Annotated in this window: 16 protein-coding genes; 6 read left to right on the top strand and 10 right to left on the bottom strand. The window is 62.1% G+C overall.

Translation table 11 applies throughout. The annotated features are described in order from the left end of the window. Positions 1-4: 4 nt before the first annotated feature. The 8 genes from bamA to pyrH all read right to left on the bottom strand — a co-directional run bounded on the left by bamA (position 5) and on the right by pyrH (position 8,512). Entirely contained in the window at positions 5-2,401 is a 2,397-nt protein-coding gene (bamA, locus tag VWY34_RS11325) for an outer membrane protein assembly factor BamA (RefSeq protein WP_340545447.1), read from the bottom strand. A 125-nt stretch (positions 2,402-2,526) separates the two neighbouring features. Beyond that, positions 2,527-2,652, bottom strand: a complete 126-nt coding sequence (locus VWY34_RS11320) for a hypothetical protein (RefSeq protein WP_340545446.1) — start codon at positions 2,650-2,652, stop codon at positions 2,527-2,529. A gap of 188 nt (positions 2,653-2,840) precedes the next feature. After that, positions 2,841-4,190 (bottom strand): RIP metalloprotease RseP, encoded by a 1,350-nt coding sequence (rseP, locus tag VWY34_RS11315; RefSeq protein WP_340545445.1) that lies wholly within the window; start codon positions 4,188-4,190, stop codon positions 2,841-2,843. Between the two features lie 4 nt (positions 4,191-4,194). Beyond that, positions 4,195-5,367, bottom strand: a complete 1,173-nt coding sequence (gene dxr / locus VWY34_RS11310) for a 1-deoxy-D-xylulose-5-phosphate reductoisomerase (protein WP_416544324.1) — start codon at positions 5,365-5,367, stop codon at positions 4,195-4,197. Then, on the bottom strand, positions 5,367-6,158 hold the full coding sequence (locus tag VWY34_RS11305) for a phosphatidate cytidylyltransferase (RefSeq protein WP_260103190.1): 792 nt from the start codon (positions 6,156-6,158) through the stop codon (positions 5,367-5,369). The genes dxr and VWY34_RS11305 overlap by 1 nt, the downstream gene beginning before the upstream one ends. Beyond that, on the bottom strand, positions 6,155-6,913 hold the full coding sequence (locus VWY34_RS11300; RefSeq protein WP_416536039.1) for an isoprenyl transferase: 759 nt from the start codon (positions 6,911-6,913) through the stop codon (positions 6,155-6,157). Before VWY34_RS11300 ends, VWY34_RS11305 begins: the two co-directional genes overlap by 4 nt. A 9-nt stretch (positions 6,914-6,922) precedes the next feature. Further along, positions 6,923-7,486 (bottom strand): ribosome recycling factor, encoded by a 564-nt coding sequence (gene frr, locus VWY34_RS11295; RefSeq protein WP_340545441.1) that lies wholly within the window; start codon positions 7,484-7,486, stop codon positions 6,923-6,925. Between the two features lie 276 nt (positions 7,487-7,762). Continuing rightward, positions 7,763-8,512, bottom strand: a complete 750-nt coding sequence (gene pyrH / locus VWY34_RS11290) for a UMP kinase (RefSeq protein WP_340545440.1) — start codon at positions 8,510-8,512, stop codon at positions 7,763-7,765. Between the two features lie 146 nt (positions 8,513-8,658). Here pyrH and miaA point away from each other — a divergent pair, with 146 nt between their 5' ends. The 6 genes from miaA (at position 8,659) to VWY34_RS11260 (ending at position 17,582) form a co-directional block, all read left to right on the top strand. After that, the gene (gene miaA / locus VWY34_RS11285; RefSeq protein WP_416544323.1) at positions 8,659-9,531 is read left to right on the top strand and encodes a tRNA (adenosine(37)-N6)-dimethylallyltransferase MiaA; all 873 of its coding nucleotides are present in this window, start codon (positions 8,659-8,661) and stop codon (positions 9,529-9,531) included. Between the two features lie 306 nt (positions 9,532-9,837). After that, on the top strand, positions 9,838-10,662 hold the full coding sequence (locus VWY34_RS11280; protein ID WP_340545438.1) for an AraC family transcriptional regulator: 825 nt from the start codon (positions 9,838-9,840) through the stop codon (positions 10,660-10,662). A 410-nt stretch (positions 10,663-11,072) separates the two neighbouring features. Continuing rightward, on the top strand, positions 11,073-12,743 hold the full coding sequence (locus VWY34_RS11275; RefSeq protein ID WP_340545437.1) for an ABC transporter substrate-binding protein: 1,671 nt from the start codon (positions 11,073-11,075) through the stop codon (positions 12,741-12,743). 139 nt (positions 12,744-12,882) lie between these two features. Continuing rightward, positions 12,883-13,935 (top strand): ABC transporter permease, encoded by a 1,053-nt coding sequence (locus tag VWY34_RS11270; protein WP_340545436.1) that lies wholly within the window; start codon positions 12,883-12,885, stop codon positions 13,933-13,935. Between the two features lie 14 nt (positions 13,936-13,949). Continuing rightward, the gene (locus VWY34_RS11265) at positions 13,950-15,392 is read left to right on the top strand and encodes an ABC transporter permease (RefSeq protein WP_340545435.1); all 1,443 of its coding nucleotides are present in this window, start codon (positions 13,950-13,952) and stop codon (positions 15,390-15,392) included. Positions 15,393-15,494: 102 nt separating this feature from the next. Continuing rightward, complete coding sequence (locus VWY34_RS11260; protein WP_416548947.1) at positions 15,495-17,582, top strand: dipeptide ABC transporter ATP-binding protein; 2,088 nt, start codon at positions 15,495-15,497, stop codon at positions 17,580-17,582. A gap of 27 nt (positions 17,583-17,609) precedes the next feature. Here the strand turns inward: VWY34_RS11260 and VWY34_RS11255 are convergent, their stop codons facing one another. Continuing rightward, the gene (locus VWY34_RS11255; protein ID WP_340545433.1) at positions 17,610-17,984 is read right to left on the bottom strand and encodes a hypothetical protein; all 375 of its coding nucleotides are present in this window, start codon (positions 17,982-17,984) and stop codon (positions 17,610-17,612) included. A 293-nt stretch (positions 17,985-18,277) separates the two neighbouring features. Further along, positions 18,278-18,862 carry a lytic transglycosylase domain-containing protein gene (locus VWY34_RS11250; RefSeq protein ID WP_340545432.1) on the bottom strand — a complete coding sequence of 195 codons (585 nt, stop codon included), beginning with the start codon at positions 18,860-18,862 and terminating at the stop codon, positions 18,278-18,280. Positions 18,863-18,922 lie beyond the last annotated feature (60 nt).

Below are 18,922 nucleotides of genomic sequence, written 5' to 3'. Positions count from 1 at the left end.
GCGATCAGAACCGCGCCTGCAACGTCAAATCAAAGCTCTGCTCCTGGTCGAAGTCTTCTTTCTTCAGCGCCTTGGAGAAATTGAACCGCAAAGGGCCAAATCCGGTTGTCCACAACAGCGAGAAGCCGACCACATGACGGTACGACCCGCCGCGCCCGACAATATTGCCGCCCGCCGCGCCGGTATCGGCATTGTTCAGACCCCAGAGGTTGCCCACATCATAGAACAGACCGCCTCGCAGGCCGATCTCTTCTGGCAGGCCCAGCGGGAATTCCGCATCAAAGCGGGCCGCCGCGTAATAATTGCCGCCGAGGAAGTCGTTATAGGTCCCGCCTGCGCCATTGGGCGACTGGTCCCGTGGACCGATACCACCCGGTTCAAAACCACGCAGGATATTGGGCGACAGGACAAACCGATCAATGGAGCGGCTGAAGCCATCCCCCTGCCAGGCAAAGGCGCCTGCCTCGATCGTTGCCCGCAATGTCACCTCTTCGTTGAAGACACGACGCTGGGCGATGATCTTTGCGGTGGTGCGCAGATATTCGGAATCCCCGCCAAGCCCGGCATAATCGGCCCCAACCTGGAACAGATAGCCCGAATTCGGATCCAGTCCGTTCAGGCGGCTGTCAACAGTATAGGTAAAGCCGATGGAACTGGCGTTGATCGCACCCTGGTTGATCTCGCTACGAACCACAGGACCGGCCAGCGGGATCCCGGCGGAATCATCACCACGGGTGATCATCTCATCCTCATCCCAAGTGTACCGGATCTGAAGGCTGCTGTTTTCCGAGGTTTGGAAGGTCAGCGCGGGCGAGAAGAACGCACGTTTGGTGTCGTAAAGCGCAAAGCTGGAATCCGTCTCAGACAGACCCAGATCCAGATCAAGACGCAGGTCGCGCCCCAGAAGATAGGGCTCGGTGAAGCCAAGCGTGTATTCCTCGGCGTCCTGAGCGGTCGAGATATTGAACGACAGGCGCTGCCCCCGACCAAGGAAGTTGTTCTCCGACAGGCCGATGCTGAGACCGAAGCCGTCGTTGACCGAGTAGGCACCACCAAGGCTCAGTGCACCCGTTGGCTTTTCCTCGACGTCCACATCGACAACCACCTCACCGGCGCTGCTGCCTTCGCGCACGTCCACCTCGGCGGTTTCAAAGAACCCCAGCGCACGGATGCGTTCAGCGCTTTCGCGGATTTCGCGCGGATTGAACGGGTCGCCCTCGACGGTGCGGAACTGCTGACGGATCACCCGGTCCAGCGTGGTTGTGTTGCCTTCGATGTCGATCCGCTCAACGAACACGCGCGGACCACGGGTCAGCACAAAATCCACGTCCAGCGTCAGCTCGCGATCATTGCGGCTGATCCGCGGCTCGGCCCGCAGGAAATCAATCCCCTTGCGGATCGCATATGTTTCCAGGCGCCGGATGGCATTTTCCACCACGCTCGGCGAATAGGTTACCCCAGGGCGGACCCTCAGAACCTTGCGGAACTCATCGGCGTCAGCTTCCGACATCTCGCTGGTGACCGAAATTTCGCCAAACTCGAACTTCTGGCCCTCGCTGATATCCACCACCAGGAAGGCGGCGTCGCGTTCTTCGGTTACCTCGGCATTGGTGCTGTTGATACGCACGTCAACATAGCCGCGCGACAGGTAGAAATCGCGCAGCACCTGCTTGTCGAATTCCAGACGGTCCTCGATCAGCGTATCGGCGCGGATGAAGGTGCGCAGCAGACCGGCCTGTTTGGTCTCCAGCACGCGGCGCAGACGCCGATCGGAATAGACGCGGTTGCCGATGAAGGACACGCGCTCGACCTCGATGGTGTCACCTTCGGAGATTTCGAACACCAGATCGACACGGTTGTCACTGCGGCGGATGATGCGCGGTGTCACGGTTGTGGCCAGACGTCCCTGTGCGCCATAGGCTTCGGCCAGATTGGAGGCGTCACGCTCGGCGACCGTGGGGTTGAACACCCGGCGCGGCGCCGATTCGATCAGCTCGGCCATGGCATCGTCCTTGATGCGGCGGTTGCCTTCAAAGCTGATCTTGTTGATGGTCGGAAATTCGGTGACCTTGATCACCAGCGTATTGCCCTGCGGAACAATCTCGACGCTTTCGAATACGCCGCTGTCCAGAATGCGCTGATAGGCATCGTTGAGCTGCCCGGCGCTCACCGATTTGCCCCGCTCAATGCCGGTATAGGCCACAATTGTTGAGGTCTGGATGCGTTGATTGCCCTCGACCTGAACGTTTGTGAAACTATAGCTCTGCGCCACTGCGAACTCTGGCGTCAGGACAAATCCCAAGGCAACAGCCAGCGCTACAGCAGATGCGTTTCTATACAAAATATGGGCACCTAATTTGCGCCCCCCACAGGATCTACCTGTGTGCTTCCCCCGAACCATCAGTCAAAACCCGATTTTTTTACAGCTTAATCCGTGCGTATCGGGTTTATCAGCGCTTGTCAAAAACAACAAAAAGGCGCGTGGGAGGACCCCACGCGCCAGATTGCTTGCAACAGGTTGAAAACTCAGAGACTGCCGATCCAGGCCCCGGCCACCAGCGCCCCCAAAATCGTCGCCACAGACATGGCGCGGTCCCAGTTCAGGCGCATAAAAAGACCCAATCCCGTATTGGTAATATGCAGGCTGCTCATGGCGTCCACTCTCCCGTTTATCTAAAAAAAGATCCCACATCCGCCACAACCGCGCCGCGATCTGCGGCACCGCTGCCCACCGGCGGCTTACCAAAGGATTAACAGGGGAATGTGGCGACAGTTTGGCGCGCCCTGCTGCTGCGGGATCTGCCGACCAGCCGGATCGTGGCCGGTCGGCAAGAAAGCGCCTAGCAGAAGATATCGTTGAAAAGCGCAAACATCATCAGGCTGAGGATGGCGGAGATACCAACCGCCATCAGTACCCGCATCACCGCATCATTCGGCGGCTTACCGGTCACCGCCTCATAGGCGTAGAACATCAGATGCCCGCCATCCAGCGCCGGGATCGGGAACAGGTTCAGCAGGCCAACGGCAGTGGAGAGCACGGCGATAAACCGAATGAAGCTGGCCGCCCCCTGGCTTGCCATCGCACCAGAGGTCTCGGCAATGCCAATCGGACCCGACAGGTTGCAGGTGCTGATCGCACCGGTGATCATATGTTTCAGCCCGGAAAGCGACATTTCGACCACGCCCCAGACCTGCGCCGCACCACCGCCAAGCGCCTCTCCAAGGCCCAGGCTCTCGGTCGCAGGCTCAAACGCCAGACCACCGACAATGCCCATACGCCAGCGGGTGGCAAAGCCGCCATCCGCCTGCGGCTCATCCACACGGCGGGGTGCCAGAGCCATCTCGAATTCTTCGCCAGCGCGCCAGACCTTCAGCAGCAACACCTTGCCCTCGGCGCTTTCAACCGCGCGTTTCAGCTGGTCAAAGGCAAAGATCGGCGCGCCATCCACGGCGGTGATCACATCGCCCGGCTGCAGGTCGATGTCAGACGCGGCACTGCGCGGTGCCACGCCACGCACATGCGGCGGCCAGGGATACGGTCCCTCGACCTCGGTCTGCTGGCCGTCGCGCAGCACGGTATAGGTTAGCGGCTGCTGTTCCGGCACCGCATCGCGGAAGGCCGCAAAGGCAGTGTTATCCTCCAGAGAGGGAACATCGACACCGTTGATCTGCAACAGCGCGTCACCTTCGCGCAGGCCGGTTTGCAGCCCCGGCAGCGGCACCAGCCGCTCCACCGTCAGCGGATCGCGCATGGTGCCCTGCACCATGAAAACACCGGCAAAAATCAGCGCGGACATGATGAAGTTGAACACCGGCCCCGCCGCGACGGTGGCCGCCCGCGCCCAAAGCGGCGCGCCGTGCATCGTGCGCCGCAGCGCCACCGGATCAGCCGCCGCATCCGCCATTGCCGCGCTATCCTTGCCCGAGGCCGCATCCGCATCACCTAGGAACTTCACGTAGCCACCAAACGGCAGCAGCGCCACCTGCCAGCGGGTGCCGCGCTTATCCACCCGCGAAAACAGCACCGGACCGAATCCCAGCGAGAAGACCTCGGCATGGATCCCGGACCAGCGCCCGACGATGTAATGGCCATATTCATGCACAGCCACGATCACCGACAGGGCCACCACAAAGCTGGCAATCACATAGAGATACCCGCCAAACTGCGGAAGAAAGGAGACGAGATCCAAGGGCTTACCTTACATATTTCAAAATTTCATTGTCGGCGTCCATACGGGCGAGATGGTCGGTCCGGCGCACCGTATCAAGTGTCATTGCCTCATCTAGCCCGCGATCGGCACTGTCAAATTGATCCAGCACCCGCGCCACCACTTCGGCCATGTCCAGAAAGCCGATGCGCCCGGCGATGAAATGATCCAGCGCCCGTTCCTTGGCGGCATTGAACACCGCCCCCATCAGCCCGCCCCGCGCCATCACATCATAGGCCAGCCGCAATGCCGGATAGCGCGCGGGATCAGGCGCCCGAAACGTCAGCTGCGCCAGCCGCGCCAGATCCAGCCGCTCCACCGGCAGCTCGCGCCGTTCGGGCCAATGCAGCGCATAACCAATGGCATGGCGCATATCCGGCGCGCCGAGATGCGCCATCAGCGCACCATCGCGAAAACCGACCAGCGCGTGAACGATGGATTCAGGATGCACCACCACTTCGATCTGGTCTGGATCGACGCCAAAAAACTCACGGGTCTCAATGACTTCCAGCGCCTTGTTGAACATGGACGCACTGTCGATAGTGATCCGCTGGCCCATGTCCCAATTGGGGTGCGAGGAGGCCTGTGCCACCGTGGCGGTCTTCAGCTGCTCCAGCGGCCAGTCGCGAAACGCCCCGCCAGAGGCGGTGATCACCACACGTTCCACCGCCGCGATGTCTTCACCGACCAGCCCCTGAAACACAGCCGAATGTTCGCTGTCCACGGGCAGGAGCCGCGCATTATGGCTGCGGGCGGTCTCCAGCAGCAGCGCTCCGGCGCAAACCAGCGATTCCTTATTCGCCAGCGCCAGAGTCGCGCCCTGTTTCAGCGCCTCGAGCCCCGGAGCAAGGCCGGCCGCGCCGACAATCGCCGACATGACCCAATCCGCAGGCCGCGCCGCCGCCTCGACCAGCGCCGCCTGCCCGGCGGCCGCCACGATGCCCGAACCGTCCAGGGCGGCCCGCAGCTTCGGCAGCTTGTCATCATAGGCGGTCACGGCGATATCGGCACGCAGCGCTCTGGCATCCTGTGCCAGCTGGGCAATATTAGCGCCACCGGTCAGCGCCACCACATTGTAGTCACCGGGGGCCCGCCGGATCAGGTCAATCGTATTCTGACCAATGGATCCGGTGGCCCCGAAAATCGAGATCTTGCGCATCAGATCGTCCCGCCGGGCAGACCCCACAGGCTGAGTACCAGCAGCACCATGGCCGCCGCGCCCAGCATACCGTCAAAGCGGTCGAACAGCCCGCCGTGGCCCGGGATCAGGCCGCTGGAATCCTTCACAGCCATCTTGCGTTTCAGCGCGCTTTCGGCAACGTCACCGGCCTGGCTGGCCATGGAGACCAGCACCGACAGCAGCACGACGCCAAAGCCAAGCCCGCCCTGCACCGCAAAGACCGCACCAACAGCTGCGGCCGCGATCCAGCCCGCAGAGGTGCCGGACCAGGTTTTCTTCGGGCTCACACGCGGCCAGAATTTCGGCCCGCCAAAGGTCTTACCCGCGAAATAGCCCGCAATATCCGTGGCCACCACAACCGAGATCAGCCAGATCATCCAATCCAGCCCCAGCGCGCTGCGCATCCAGATGAACGCATAGGCCGCGAACAGCACCCAAAGCGCGAAACCGATGTAAATGCCCCGGCGGATGTCGATGGCCAGCGCGCCCAGCACCGCCGGTATCAGCAGCAGGCCAAGCGCCCAGCCGCCGCCCATCAGCGCTGCGGCCAGCACCGCCCCCATCGACAGGACGCCGAGCGGCAGCGCCAGCCCCTGACGATCAGGCACCACCATGCGCAGCAATTCCCAGATCATGCCACCACAGGCCGCCGCGATCAGCAGGTCAAACACCACGCCCCCGCGCCACACGGCCCAGCCCCCCACGACGATCATTACGATGGCGGAGATCACCCGCGGCATCAGATCGGCCCAACGTCCCGCGGCGCTCATGTCTTCACCGCGCCAAACCGGCGATCCCGCTGCCCGTAGCTGCGGCACAGCCGGTCCATCTCGTCGGCGGTGAAATCCGGCCACAGCGTGTCGATGAACTCATATTCCGCATAGGCCGACTGCCACAGCAGAAAGTTGGAGATCCGCGCTTCACCGCTGGTGCGGATGACCAGATCTGGATCGGGCAACACATGGGTATCGAGATAACGTGGCAGGGTTTCCTCATCCACATCCGCAGGGTTCAGGCGCCCCGCTGCCACATCCTCGGCCAGCCGTTTGGTGGCCCGCGCCACCTCGTCACGACTGCCATAATTCAGCGCGATGGTCAGGTGGGTACCGTCATTGCAGGCGGTCTCCTGCTCCAGCTGGTCCATCAGCGCGACCAGCTTTTTGTCCAGCCGCACCCGGTCCCCGATGAAACGGACCCGGACATTGCGCTGCGACAGCGCTTTCATCTCCTTGGAGATATAGCGGCGGAACAGGCTCATGAGGCCTGCGACCTCCACCTGTGTGCGCTTCCAGTTCTCGGTCGAGAAGGCAAAGATGGTGAGGTATTTCACCCCCAGCGCGGGGCAGCATTCCACCACCTCGCGCACCCGTTTGGCGCCCGCGTGGTGACCGAACAGACGCGGACGGCCCCGCGCCTGTGCCCAGCGGCCATTGCCATCCATGATGATGGCAACATGTTTCGGGCCGCGTTCCGGTGCGGGGTCGCTCTCATCCGGCGCCAGGACGGTGTCTGTGCTCTGTGACATAAGCAGGTGTCAGACCTGCATAATTTCGGCTTGTTTGGTTTCCAGAGCAGCGTCGACAACCTTAATCATCTTGTCGGTCAGCTCCTGAACTTCGCCTTCCCAGAGCTTCTGGTCGTCCTCGGACATGCCGTCGGCCTTGGCTTTCTTGATCTGGTCCATCCCATCGCGGCGCACATTGCGGATCGACACCCGCGCGTGCTCGGCATACTGGCCGGCCACTTTGGTCAGCTCGCGGCGACGTTCTTCGTTCAGCTCGGGGATCGGCAGCATGATGATGGTGCCATTGAGCTGCGGGTTGATGCCCAGACCGGATTCACGGATGGCTTTTTCGACCTTGCCGACCAGCGCCTTGTCCCAGACGTTGATGGTGACCATGCGCGGCTCCGGCACGTTGACGGTGCCAACCTGGTTGATCGGCGTCATCGAGCCATAGGCGTCCACCATCACGGGCTCCAGCATCGAGGCGGAGGCACGACCGGTCCGCAGCGACGCGAATTCGGTTCTGAGATTGGCCATGGCACCATCCATGCGGCGCTGTAGATCATCGGTATCGAGAATAAAATCGTCAGACATTCTGCTCTCCCCTGACTTGAGGCGGTGTTTGCATTGCTCATAAGACATTGGTGCGGCGTTGTATAGCGATCTTGCCGCAGATTTGAAGCGGCCACAGGCAGGGTTCTGCCCTTCTCCGGGACGGCCCGGCACCGCAGCCGGTCAGCCGCTGTCGCACAAAACCGGCCGCCAGCGCCGCGCGCCACATGAAAAAACCGCGCGCCGGATCTCGATCCGGGCGCGCGGCTCATCGTGCATGTAGCAAGGGCAAGTGCGCCCCCTCCCACCCCGGCGCGGTTAGCCGTGAACCTTCGTGTAGGTCCCCTTGCCCGCCAGAATGCCCCGGAAGCCGCCCGGCTCATCCAGCGGGAACACCATCAGCGGCAGGTTGTTGTCGCGCGCCAGCGCAATGGCCGAGGCATCCATCACCTTCAACCGCTTGGCCAGAACTTCGTCGTAGCTGATGGTGTCATAACGCACCGCGTCGTCATGCTGCGCGGGATCCTTGTCATAGACACCATCGACGCCATTCTTACCCATAAAGATCGCCTCGCAGGCCATCTCATTGGCGCGCAGCGTGGCCGCGGTATCGGTGGTGAAATAGGGGTTGCCGGTGCCTGCGGCAAAGATGCAGACCCGTTTCTTTTCAAGGTGACGCACGGCGCGGCGGCGAATGTAGGGCTCGGCCACCTCATCCATGCGAATGGCCGAGATCACCCGGGTAAAGACACCCAGACCTTCCAGCGCCGACTGCATCGCCAGCGCATTCATCACCGTGGCCAGCATCCCCATATAGTCCGCCGTTGTCCGCTCCATCCCCTGGGCCGAGCCGGACAACCCGCGGAAGATATTGCCGCCGCCGATCACCATGCAGATCTCCACGCCCATGTCTCGCACGGATTTCACCTCCTGCGCGATGCGCTGGACGGTCGGCGGATGCAGGCCAAACCCCTGGTCCCCCATCAGCGCCTCGCCTGAGATTTTCAGCATCACACGTTTATAGGTTGCCGCCGGCGTGGCCTCCGGCTGATCGTTTGTAAGGGGCATGTTGCGCTCCGGAATATGACGGGGTTAATTTGCGCGCAAAATGAAGCAAATCGGCGGCAGGATCAATGCGGCCTGAGATGTTTTTCGGCGCCCCACCGCAGCAACGCTCCGCGCGCCGCAGAACATCCAAAGAACAGGACGCCCGCATGACCACCGCAACCCAGCTGCCAGACATCCCGCCCCACCAGCCGGTGCTGATCGCCGGGCCAACCGCCTCCGGCAAATCGGCGCTTGCGCTTCAGATCGCCGAAGCTCAGGGCGGCGTGATCGTCAATGCCGATGCCAGTCAGGTCTATGACTGCTGGCGGGTGATCACCGCCCGCCCCTCGCCCGAGGAAGAGGCGCAGGCCCCGCATCTGCTCTATGGCCACCAGCCTTATGACGCCGACTATTCCGTCGGGCATTGGCTGCGCGAGGTGCTGCCGCTGCTGGACCACGGCCCCCGTCCGATCATCGTCGGTGGCACCGGGCTTTATTTCAGCGCCCTCACGCAGGGCCTTGCGGAGATCCCTGCCACGCCGGCCGAGGTCCGGGCGCAGGCCGATCTGCTGTCGCTTGAGGATATGCGCGCGGCGCTGGATGCCGCGACGGCTGAGCGGATCGACCTTCTCAATCGCGCCCGGGTGCAGCGCGCCTATGAGGTGCTGACTGCGACCGGTCGCGGCCTGGCCGACTGGCAGGCCGAAACACCGCCGCCGCCGCTGCCACTGGATCGCTGCACCGCGATTGTTTTTGACACCGACAAGGAATGGCTCGAAGCGCGGATCCGCCGCCGCTTTGATGCGATGATGGAGGCCGGTGCGATGGAGGAGATTGCCGCCATGCAGGATCGCTATGATCCCGCGCTGCCCTCCTGCCGCGCAATTGGCGTGCCGGAGCTGATGGCGCATTACCTGGGCGCGATGACCGAGGCGGAGGCGCGGGAGCGGGCCTCGGTTGCGACCCGGCAGTTTGCCAAACGTCAGCGCACGTGGTTCCGCGCGCGAATGAAGCAGTGGACGCCCTACCGTCCGGCCTGAGGGCCGTCCGAACAGCCTCGAAAACACCGTTCGAACGACGCCTTGGTACTGCCCGGCACCCCGGCTTGCGTCCGGTCGATAGCGCTTTCGCTGGCCAGAATGACATCGGCGGCACGGTGCGCGGAACAGATGTGGACAAAATGTCCAGATGACCGCGCGTCATACGCACATTGTTGCCCAAACCCCATGCAGAGACCTGCAATTCTATTAAATCCTTAAGCATTTTTCGGCAAAAACTTGCCAGAATCAATTTTTCATGTCCATTTGCGCCAACCGAAAATACGAGCATCACATATCAACCAGCCTATGCCTTTTGACCCCACCCATATCGGCGAGATCACAGTCGCACCGCTGTCGCAGCTGACTCCCGATGGGCCTTGGCAGGTCGAATTGGCACATGACCGCCCCGAAAATCTGCTGATCTGGATCACCCGTGGCCAGGGGCGGGTCTTTCTGAACGGGCAGCAGCGTGGCTTTGGCCCCAACAGCGCCATCTTTGTTCCGGCCGGGACCCTGTGGTCGCTGGAGCTGGGTCGGCAGTGCATCGGGCAAGTCATGAATGTGCCCACCTCGACCCCGATGGATTTCCCCGATGCCGCCGACACGCTGCGCATCCCCGATGCTCAGGATCAGGCGGTGATCAACAGCATGTTCCAGGCCATGCAGGCCGAACAGCAGGATCGCCCCGCGCTGTGGTATCGCGCGATGCAGGCCCATGGCACGTTGATCGCAATCCACATCCGCCGCCTGATGGCGGAACGCAGCAGCACCAGCGGCAAACCCACCGCTGCCCAGCGGCTGGCTCAGGGCTATTGCGGGCGCATTGTCGAATGCTATGCCCAACATGCCAGCATGGCCGATCATGCCGCCGCGCTGAATGTGACGCCGACACATCTGACCCGCGTCTGCAAATCCGAAACCGGCAAGACGGCGGGCGCCCTGCTGACCGAGCGCCAGCTGCACGCGGCGCGCAGCCTGCTGATCAACTCTGAATTGCCGATGCGCGATATCGCCTCGACCCTCGGCTTTGGCAGCGCCGCCTATTTCACCCGCTTCATCACCCAGCACACCGGTGAAACCCCAAGCCGTCTGCGCAAACAGGCGCGCGAAAAGCTGAAACGCGCCGCCTGAGATATCAGGCCGCACCAGATCTCCCCCGCACCGTGTCCACCGGGGGCGCAGCGGCGCCGCGCCTGCGCGCCTGCACCACCTCGCGCCGAATTCCCCAGCCCCTGGACCGCGCTAAACGTCCACGAGTCACCCCGGCGACAGACGCGCGGCCTACCGGCAGACTGTGCACATATGCCCAGTACTAAAACTTTCGGACTGGCCTCCCTTGGGGAAAAACACAAAACCGACACCAACAATGTCGCAAAAGTCATGCGAAACGTCGACTTCTTACATTGACCTAACCCGCGATCTGGGGCCGAATGACCAGACGGGGAAACAATCTTTGAACACAGCACCTCAAACGGCGCCAGCCAGCTCAGATGGCCCGCCGTTCCAAAAGCGAAAACTTGCGGTGCAACAGGGAGAGCCACATGACAAAAGACACCATCACCGGGACCGATATCCACCCGGCGGCAAAGATGTATGCGACAGAAACCCTTGCTGGGAAGATGGATCGACGCGAATTCATGGTCCGCGCCACCGCGCTTGGCGTCAGTTCGGCTGCGGCATACGGCCTCCTTGGGCTTGACGCCCCTGTTCAGGCCGCAGGTCATGAACAGACCGGCGGCACCCTGCGCATGCAGATGGAAGTGCGCGCCCTGAAGGATCCGCGCACCTATGACTGGGCGCAGATCGCAACCTTTACCTCCGGCTGGCTGGAATTCCTGGTCGAATACAACAGCGATGGCTCCTTTGAGCCGCTGTTGCTGGAAAGCTGGGACGTCAACGAAAACGCGACCGAGTTCACCCTGCATGTCCGCAAAGGGGTGAAGTGGAACAATGGCGACGATTTCACCGCAGAGGACGTGGCCCGCAACATCACCGGCTGGTGCGACAAGAGCGTCGAGGGCAACTCGATGGCAGGCCGTATGGCGTCGCTGATCGACGCGGAGACCGGCCAAGCCGCCGAAGGCGCCATCACCGTTGTCGACAGCCATACCGTGCTGCTGAAAACCAACACCCCGGACATCACCATCATTCCGGGGATGGCTGATTATCCAGCGCAGATCACCCATGCCAGCCATACCGGCGACACCATGCTGGAGAACCCCATCGGCACCGGCTACATGCTGCCTGAGTCGATGGAAGTCGGCGTGAAAGGCGTCCTCGTACGCAACGAAGACCACGAATGGTGGGGCACCGCAGCGGGCAAAGGCGGCTATCTGGACCGGATCGAATTCATTGATTACGGCACCGATCCGGCGTCGTTCCTGGCGGCCTATGAGGCCGAAGAAATTGATATGAATTGGGAATCCGTGGGGGAATACGTCGATATCTTTGACGGCATCGGCCTGAACCGCTCGGAAATCGCCTCCGGCTTCACCATCGTGATCCGCCCCAACCAGCTGGCCGAGGTCAACGGCACCAAGCCTTATGCCGACAAGCGCGTGCGCCAGGCGATTGCCATGGCGGTGGACAACACCGTCTGCCTTGAACTGGGCATGTCCGGCTATGGCATTCCGGCAGACAACTGCCATGTCGGCCCGATGCACCCCGAACACGACCCGACTGTGACGCGGCTGCCGTTTGACCCGGCCAAGGCCAAGGCGCTGATGGAAGAGGCAGGCATGCTCGACTATGAGCACGAGCTGCACTCCATCGACGACGACTGGCGCCGCAACACGACCGACGCGGTCGCAGCCCAGCTGCGTGACGCGGGCTTCAAGGTCAAACGGACCATTCTGCCCGGCTCGACCTTCTGGAACGACTGGGCGAAATACCCGTTCAGCTCCACCAACTGGAACCACCGCCCGCTCGGCACCCAGGTTCTGGGACTGGCTTACCGCTCCGGCGAAGCCTGGAACGAAGCCGGTTTTGCGAATGAAGAGTTCGACAGCCTGCTGGCCGAAGCCAACGCACTTGCAGATGTCGATAAACGGCGCGAAGTCATGGCCAAGCTACAGGCCATCATGATTGACGAAGGCGTTACCATCCAGCCCTTCTGGCGGACCGCCATCCGCCACCACACCGACAATGTGGTCGGCGTCGACAAGCACATCGCCGATCTGCCCCAGATCTACAAATGGGCTTTCAAGGCCTGATCTGACACAGCGGGCCGCGCCGCACGGCGCGGCCCAAAGCTTCTGGCCGCAAGAAAACGCTCAAAAGCCTGGCAGGCCGCCGACTGCGGCCTGACCATTGGCCTAACTCAAGGCGTACAGCCACCAACGGGAGCATTCCATGGGACTGTTCATCCTCAGGCGCGTCGGGATCATGATCCTGACCGCGCTCTGCCTGACCTTCATCGTCTTCACGCTGACCAATCTCTACCCGAACCTTGAAAAACTCGCCAAGACCCAAGGCAACTTCCGCATGTCGGACGAGGCGGTTGCCAGCTGGCTGGAAAAGGGAGGGTATCTGCAACCGATGCCGGTGAAATACGGCCAATGGCTGGGAGTGCTGCCGGGCTGGACCACGGTGACAGATGAGGGGACCACAGGACGCTGCATCACCGGGGTTCAACCCGCCGAAGAGGCAGCAGCTGCCCCACGTTTCTGCGGCATTCTTCAGGGCGACTGGGGCCATTCGAGCGTTTTCAAGGATGATGTCAGTTCCATCATTGCAACGCGCCTTGGCAATACCGGTTTTCTGATGATGTGGGTTCTGATCCTGATGGTGCCCTCGGCGCTCTTGATCGGGATCCTGGCCGGGATGCGCGAAGGCTCCGTCACCGACCGCACACTGTCAACCGCCTCGATCCTGACCACGGCAACCCCGGAATATGTCTCCGGTGTGATCTTCATGGCGGTCTTCACCTCCTCTGCCGTTGGCTTGAAATGGTTCAAGGGCACCGCAAATTCGGCGATGGTCGACGCCAATTTCGAAAACTTCTTCCTGCCGGTACTGACCATCGCCCTTTATGGCATCGGCTATATCGCCCGGATGACCCGCGCCTCCATGACCGAGGTGATGACCGCACAGTATATCCGCACCGCCCGGCTCAAGGGCGTCAGTTTTCCAAAAATCGTCATGCGTCACGCGCTGCGGAATGCGCTGATCGCCCCCTTCACGGTGATCATGCTGCAGTTTCCCTGGCTGCTGAACGGCGTGGTGATTGTCGAGACCCTGTTCAACTACAAGGGCTTCGGCTGGGCGCTGGTCGAGGCGGCTGGCAATAATGACATCGAACTGCTCTTGGGGATTTCGGTGGTCTCTGTCGTTGTTGTGCTGCTCACGCAGCTGATCTCCGACATTGGCTATGTCTATCTCAATCCCCGTATCCGGATTTCCTGAAGGAGGAACGCAGCATGGACCCTCTCAGCTGGACCGGAAGTCTTGCCTTTCTGAACCCGGTGCTGATCCTTGCCCTTGTGGCACTGGCGCTCTGCATCATTGCCTGGCTGGTGCTCAGCATCGTCACGGTCAGCCCGACAACAATGATCAACGCCCATGGCAGCGCCGGTCTCGCGACCACACCCGATGTGCTGGCCGGCAGGGCGGTGCGCCTCAGCTTTCTTGCGGTGATCGGACTGATCCTGATCTATATCCTCTTCGGCGTGCTGTTTGGCGCCAGCGGCGGCATCGTCGGTGCCATGGCGCGGCTGCTGCTGCCGGTCTGGATCGCGCTGGTGGTGCTGTTTGCGGTGTCGATGACCTTCAAGCGGCGGCTCGGTCTTTATGGCAAGCTGTTCGACAGCCCAATCGGTATGATCGGCTTTGCGCTGGTGATGTTCTGGGTCTTTACCGGTGTGCTGGGCGCGATGGATCTGATCTCACCGCACGACCCGCTGACCCAGGTCAGTGGCCTCAAGAACAAGCTGCCCGGCACCCCCCTGCCCGGCGCCGAGGCCGACAGCGGCATTGCGGCCTGGTATCTGCTTGGCGGTGACAACCTGGCGCGCGACGTCTTCAGCCGCCTGATAGATGGCGCCTGGGTGGTGGTGCAGATCGCGCCGCTGGCCACGGTGTTTGCCTTTATGGTGGGGATCACGCTGGGGCTGCCTGCGGGCTATTACGGCGGCCTGTGGGACACGGTGCTGTCCTTCCTCGCCAACCTGATCCTGGCCTTCCCGGTGATCCTGCTGTTCTACCTGCTGGTCACCCCGGAGATCATCGCAACCGGGCTGCCGCAATATATCGCCGTGGTGCTCTTTGCCTTTCCGCTGATCTTTGTCGGGGTGCTGATCCACTCGCGCTTCCGCACCCGGCCGCAGCACAGCGCGCTCTGGCTGGCCGTTGTACTTATCCCGGGCCTTCTGGGCTATCTGTCGCTGATCAATGAGGCGGGATCCAAGATTACCTTCTGGCCGCTCGATCTCTTTGACGTGCCGGGCGGTATTCTGGTGGTCTTTGTCTCGGTTGTCTTTGTCAATTCGCCCACCGTGTTCCGCATCGTGCGCGGGCTCACCATGGACATCAAGACCCGCGACTATGTCGCCGCCGCCCAGACCCGGGGGGAACGGCCCTGGTACATCATGCTGTGGGAAATCCTGCCCAATGCGCGCGGGCCGCTGATCGTCGATTTCTGCCTGCGCATCGGCTACACCACCATCCTCCTCGGCACGCTGGGCTTTTTCGGACTGGGCCTGCCACCGGAAAGCCCTGACTGGGGCAGCACCATCAACGACGGGCGCAAGCTGCTGTCGGTCTACCTGCACCCGCCGCTGCCGCCGGCGCTGGCGCTGCTGAGCCTGGTTCTGGGGCTGAACCTCCTGGCCGATGGCCTGCGCGAAGAAAGCCTGCGCGATTGATCCGAACCGGTCGGACCGGGGGCCAGCCCCCGGTCCCCCGGGATATTTTGGGGCCAGAAGAAGGGCAGACCACCCTTCCAGCTCCAACAGGGAGATAAGATGATGAACAAACTGGCAGATTATGACGGCCCGATCCTGGAAATCGACAAGCTGTCGATCTCCTTTTTCACCCGGTTGCGCGAAATTCCGGCGGTGATGGATTTCTCCGTCACCGTGCAGCCCGGCGAAGCGGTGGGGCTGGTCGGGGAATCGGGCTGCGGCAAATCCACAGTGGCGCTTGGCGTGATGCAGGATCTGGGCAAGAACGGCCGCATCACCGGCGGCTCCATCAAGTTCAAGGGCCGCGATCTGAGCGAGATGAGCGCCGAAGAGCTGCGCGATGTGCGCGGCAATGAGATCGCGATGATCTATCAGGAGCCGATGGCCTCGCTCAATCCGGCGATGAAGATCGGCAAGCAGCTGATGGAAGTGCCGATGATCCACGAGGGCGTCAGCAAGGAAGAGGCCTATCGGCGCGCGCTGGAGGTGGTGAGCGATGTCCGCCTTCCCGACCCTGAGCGGATGCTGAATTCCTTTCCGCATCAGCTGTCGGGCGGCCAGCAGCAGCGTATCGTGATCGCCATGGCCTTGATGTCGAAACCGGCGCTGCTGATCCTTGATGAGCCGACCACCGCGCTCGACGTGACGGTGGAGGCCGCCGTGGTCGAGCTGGTGAAGGATCTGGGCAAGAAATACGGCACCTCAATGCTGTTCATCAGCCACAACCTCGGGCTGGTGCTGGAAACCTGCGACCGGCTCTGTGTGATGTATTCCGGCGAGGCGGTGGAGCGCGGCTCCATCCATGATGTGTTCGACGAGATGCAGCATCCCTATACGCAGGCGCTGTTCCGCTCGATCCCGCTGCCCGGCGCGGATAAGAATGCCCGCCCGCTGGTGGCGATCCCCGGCAATTTCCCGCTGCCCCACGAACGCCCGCCCGGCTGCAACTTTGGCCCGCGCTGCGACTATTTCGTGGCCGGGCGCTGTGATGCCCAGGATATTCCGATGGCAGCCGTCCATGGCAACGACCGCCACCACACCCGCTGTCTGCGCCATGATGAAATCGACTGGAACGCCCCGATTGCCGCCGCTGTGCAAAAGGAAAAGCCCGAGGTCGGCAAGGTGGTCCTGAAAATCGACAATCTGCGCAAATATTACGAGGTCTCGGCCAATGCGCTGTTTGACAGCGGCGCGCGCAAGGTGGTGAAGGCCAATGAAACCCTGAGTTTCGAGGCCCGGGAGAGCGAGACCCTGGCCATCGTCGGCGAGAGCGGCTGCGGCAAATCCACCTTTGCGAAGGTGCTGATGGGGCTGGAGACGGCGACCGATGGCGCCATCGAACTGGATGGCAAGAATATCGAAGCCACCCCGATCGAACAGCGCGACACCCGCACGGTGTCCGATGTGCAGATGGTGTTTCAGAACCCGTTCGACACGCTGAACCCCTCGATGACCGTGGGCCGTCAGATCATGCGGGCGCTGGAAATCTTTGGCATCGGCGACAGCACGGCGGCGCGCCGGGAGCGGATGCTGGAGCTGCTGGATCTGGTCAAGCTGCCGCGGGCTTTTGCCGACCGGATGCCGCGCCAGCTGTCAGGCGGGCAGAAACAGCGCGTCGGCATTGCCCGCGCCTTTGCCGGTGGCGCCCGCATCGTGGTGGCGGATGAGCCGGTCTCGGCGCTGGATGTCTCGGTGCAGGCGGCGGTCACCGATCTGCTGATGGAAATCCAGCGCAAGGAGAAGACAACGCTCCTGTTCATCTCCCACGACCTCAGCATTGTGCGCTATCTCAGCGACCGGGTAATGGTGATGTATCTCGGCCATGTGGTGGAACTGGGCACCACCGATCAGGTCTTTGCCCCGCCCTATCACCCCTACACGGAGGCGCTGCTGAGCGCCGTGCCGATCGCCGATACCTCGGTTGAGAAACGCCATATCGTGCTGGAAGGCGATATTCCCTCGGCGATGAACCCGCCGCCCGGCTGCCCCTTTCAGACCCGCTGCCGCTGGAAGTCGAAGGTGGCCGATGGGCTCTGCGAACGCGAGGTTCCGCCGGTCCTCACCCTTGCGGGGGGCCATCAGGTGAAATGCCATCTCGACGATGCCGAACTGGCCCAGATGGAACCGGTGATCAAAATCGCCGCCGAGTGATCGGCGGTCAGGGCGCCTGCGAAACGATCAGCCCAGCAGCAGCATCACGATGATCAGCAGGTTCATCGAGGCAAACTGCATCAGTCGCGGCATATCGTGGCGGCGCAGCACGGCATAGGCGGCCAGCGCAATAGAGGCCGCCGCCCCGGCGAGAGAGGCGCCGCCGATCAGCAGCCCGATCTGGCCGGTATTGGGTCCCCAGGGCGCGCCGGGCGTATAGATCCCCTTGAGGCCGACACCGATCAGGATGCCCAGAATGGCGCCCGCCAGCGTGAACTCCACGCCGCGGATCGCCAGCGGTGCGCGGTCGGCAATCACACTGTCAACGATCTGCGGCGACGGGCCGGACTGGGGCTGCCATTGCATCTGGTTCAGGCGTTCGTCGAAGCGTTTGAAAGACACCGGGATATTCCTCTTCTGAAGCTTCCGATTAGTTGCCAAGAGATTAAGGCAACTTTCTGGCAGTCAGACGGAGTTAACGCGGCATTAAGGAAGATTATCAGCGTATTAATGCCGATCCCCCGGACAATCGGCAAGCTGCTGCCGAAACTGCGTAGAATTTCAGATTTGAAGCTCAGATTTCAAACAGAGAAAACACGCAGACCCCCGGTCAATTGCGCCCCCAAGCGCGCAGGCTCAGCGTGGTCAGGCTGCTGCGCGACGGTCACCCTGGCGCAATCCCCTGCCGGAGGGGCTTAGCTGCCCCAGATCTTCTTCACGTAGTTCTGGGTCTCGCGGTAGGGCGGCACACCGCCATGTTTGCGCACCGCTTCGGGGCCTGCGTTATAGGCCGCCAGCGCCAGCCGCCAGGATCCGAACTTGCGGTATTGCCGGGCGAGATAGCGCGCGCCACCTTCCAGGTTCTGCCTGGGATCGGTGGCGTCCACCCCAAGCGCCTTGGCGGTGGCGGGCATCAGCTGTGCCAGCCCCAGCGCGCCCTTGTGGGATTTTGCCGTCGGGTTCCAGCCGCTTTCCTGCTGCACCAGTCGCAGAAACAGATCCTCCGGCACGCCGTGTTTCTGCGCCGCGGCCCGCGCAATGTTCAGATACTGGCCCCGATATTTGCCACTATACGGCAGGCTGCCGTGTTTGGAGGGCGTATGGATGGTGGGCGGTTGCAGGCGGATCGAATTCTTGTACTGCCCGGCAGCGCGCTCATCCAGAACCCGCGCGTGCGAGGCAAACAGCTTGCGCTGGCTCTTTGTGCTGAACATATCTGCCGTTGCCATCTGGCCCGATACAACACCGGCCAGCGTGACCCCCACCAACAGCCTACGCATAAAACGCCCTGCCCTGTCCCTGTTTTTCCGTATCCTGGATTGCGCGAAACTATATCCGGA

It is taken from the genome of Phaeobacter sp. JH20_02 (assembly GCF_048056915.1).
Classification (GTDB): domain Bacteria; phylum Pseudomonadota; class Alphaproteobacteria; order Rhodobacterales; family Rhodobacteraceae; genus Phaeobacter; species Phaeobacter bryozoorum.
The sequence above is the reverse complement of the archived record's forward strand: the minus strand, read 5'-3'. Positions and strand labels throughout refer to the sequence as shown.

What these genes read in the sequence shown, in the direction of transcription:
- VWY34_RS11250 (WP_340545432.1), bottom strand. Translation starts at nt 18,862, where the DNA reads ATGCGTAGGCTGTTGGTGGGGGTCACGCTGGCCGGTGTTGTATCGGGC.
- VWY34_RS11265 (WP_340545435.1), top strand. Translation starts at nt 13,950, where the DNA reads ATGGACCCTCTCAGCTGGACCGGAAGTCTTGCCTTTCTGAACCCGGTG.
- VWY34_RS11280 (WP_340545438.1), top strand. Translation starts at nt 9,838, where the DNA reads ATGCCTTTTGACCCCACCCATATCGGCGAGATCACAGTCGCACCGCTG.
- frr (WP_340545441.1), bottom strand. Translation starts at nt 7,486, where the DNA reads ATGTCTGACGATTTTATTCTCGATACCGATGATCTACAGCGCCGCATG.
- VWY34_RS11320 (WP_340545446.1), bottom strand. Translation starts at nt 2,652, where the DNA reads ATGAGCAGCCTGCATATTACCAATACGGGATTGGGTCTTTTTATGCGC.
- VWY34_RS11260 (WP_416548947.1), top strand. Translation starts at nt 15,495, where the DNA reads ATGAACAAACTGGCAGATTATGACGGCCCGATCCTGGAAATCGACAAG.
- VWY34_RS11275 (WP_340545437.1), top strand. Translation starts at nt 11,073, where the DNA reads ATGACAAAAGACACCATCACCGGGACCGATATCCACCCGGCGGCAAAG.
- bamA (WP_340545447.1), bottom strand. Translation starts at nt 2,401, where the DNA reads ATGGTTCGGGGGAAGCACACAGGTAGATCCTGTGGGGGGCGCAAATTA.
- pyrH (WP_340545440.1), bottom strand. Translation starts at nt 8,512, where the DNA reads ATGCCCCTTACAAACGATCAGCCGGAGGCCACGCCGGCGGCAACCTAT.
- dxr (WP_416544324.1), bottom strand. Translation starts at nt 5,367, where the DNA reads ATGCGCAAGATCTCGATTTTCGGGGCCACCGGATCCATTGGTCAGAAT.
- VWY34_RS11305 (WP_260103190.1), bottom strand. Translation starts at nt 6,158, where the DNA reads ATGAGCGCCGCGGGACGTTGGGCCGATCTGATGCCGCGGGTGATCTCC.
- miaA (WP_416544323.1), top strand. Translation starts at nt 8,659, where the DNA reads ATGACCACCGCAACCCAGCTGCCAGACATCCCGCCCCACCAGCCGGTG.
- VWY34_RS11300 (WP_416536039.1), bottom strand. Translation starts at nt 6,913, where the DNA reads ATGTCACAGAGCACAGACACCGTCCTGGCGCCGGATGAGAGCGACCCC.
- VWY34_RS11270 (WP_340545436.1), top strand. Translation starts at nt 12,883, where the DNA reads ATGGGACTGTTCATCCTCAGGCGCGTCGGGATCATGATCCTGACCGCG.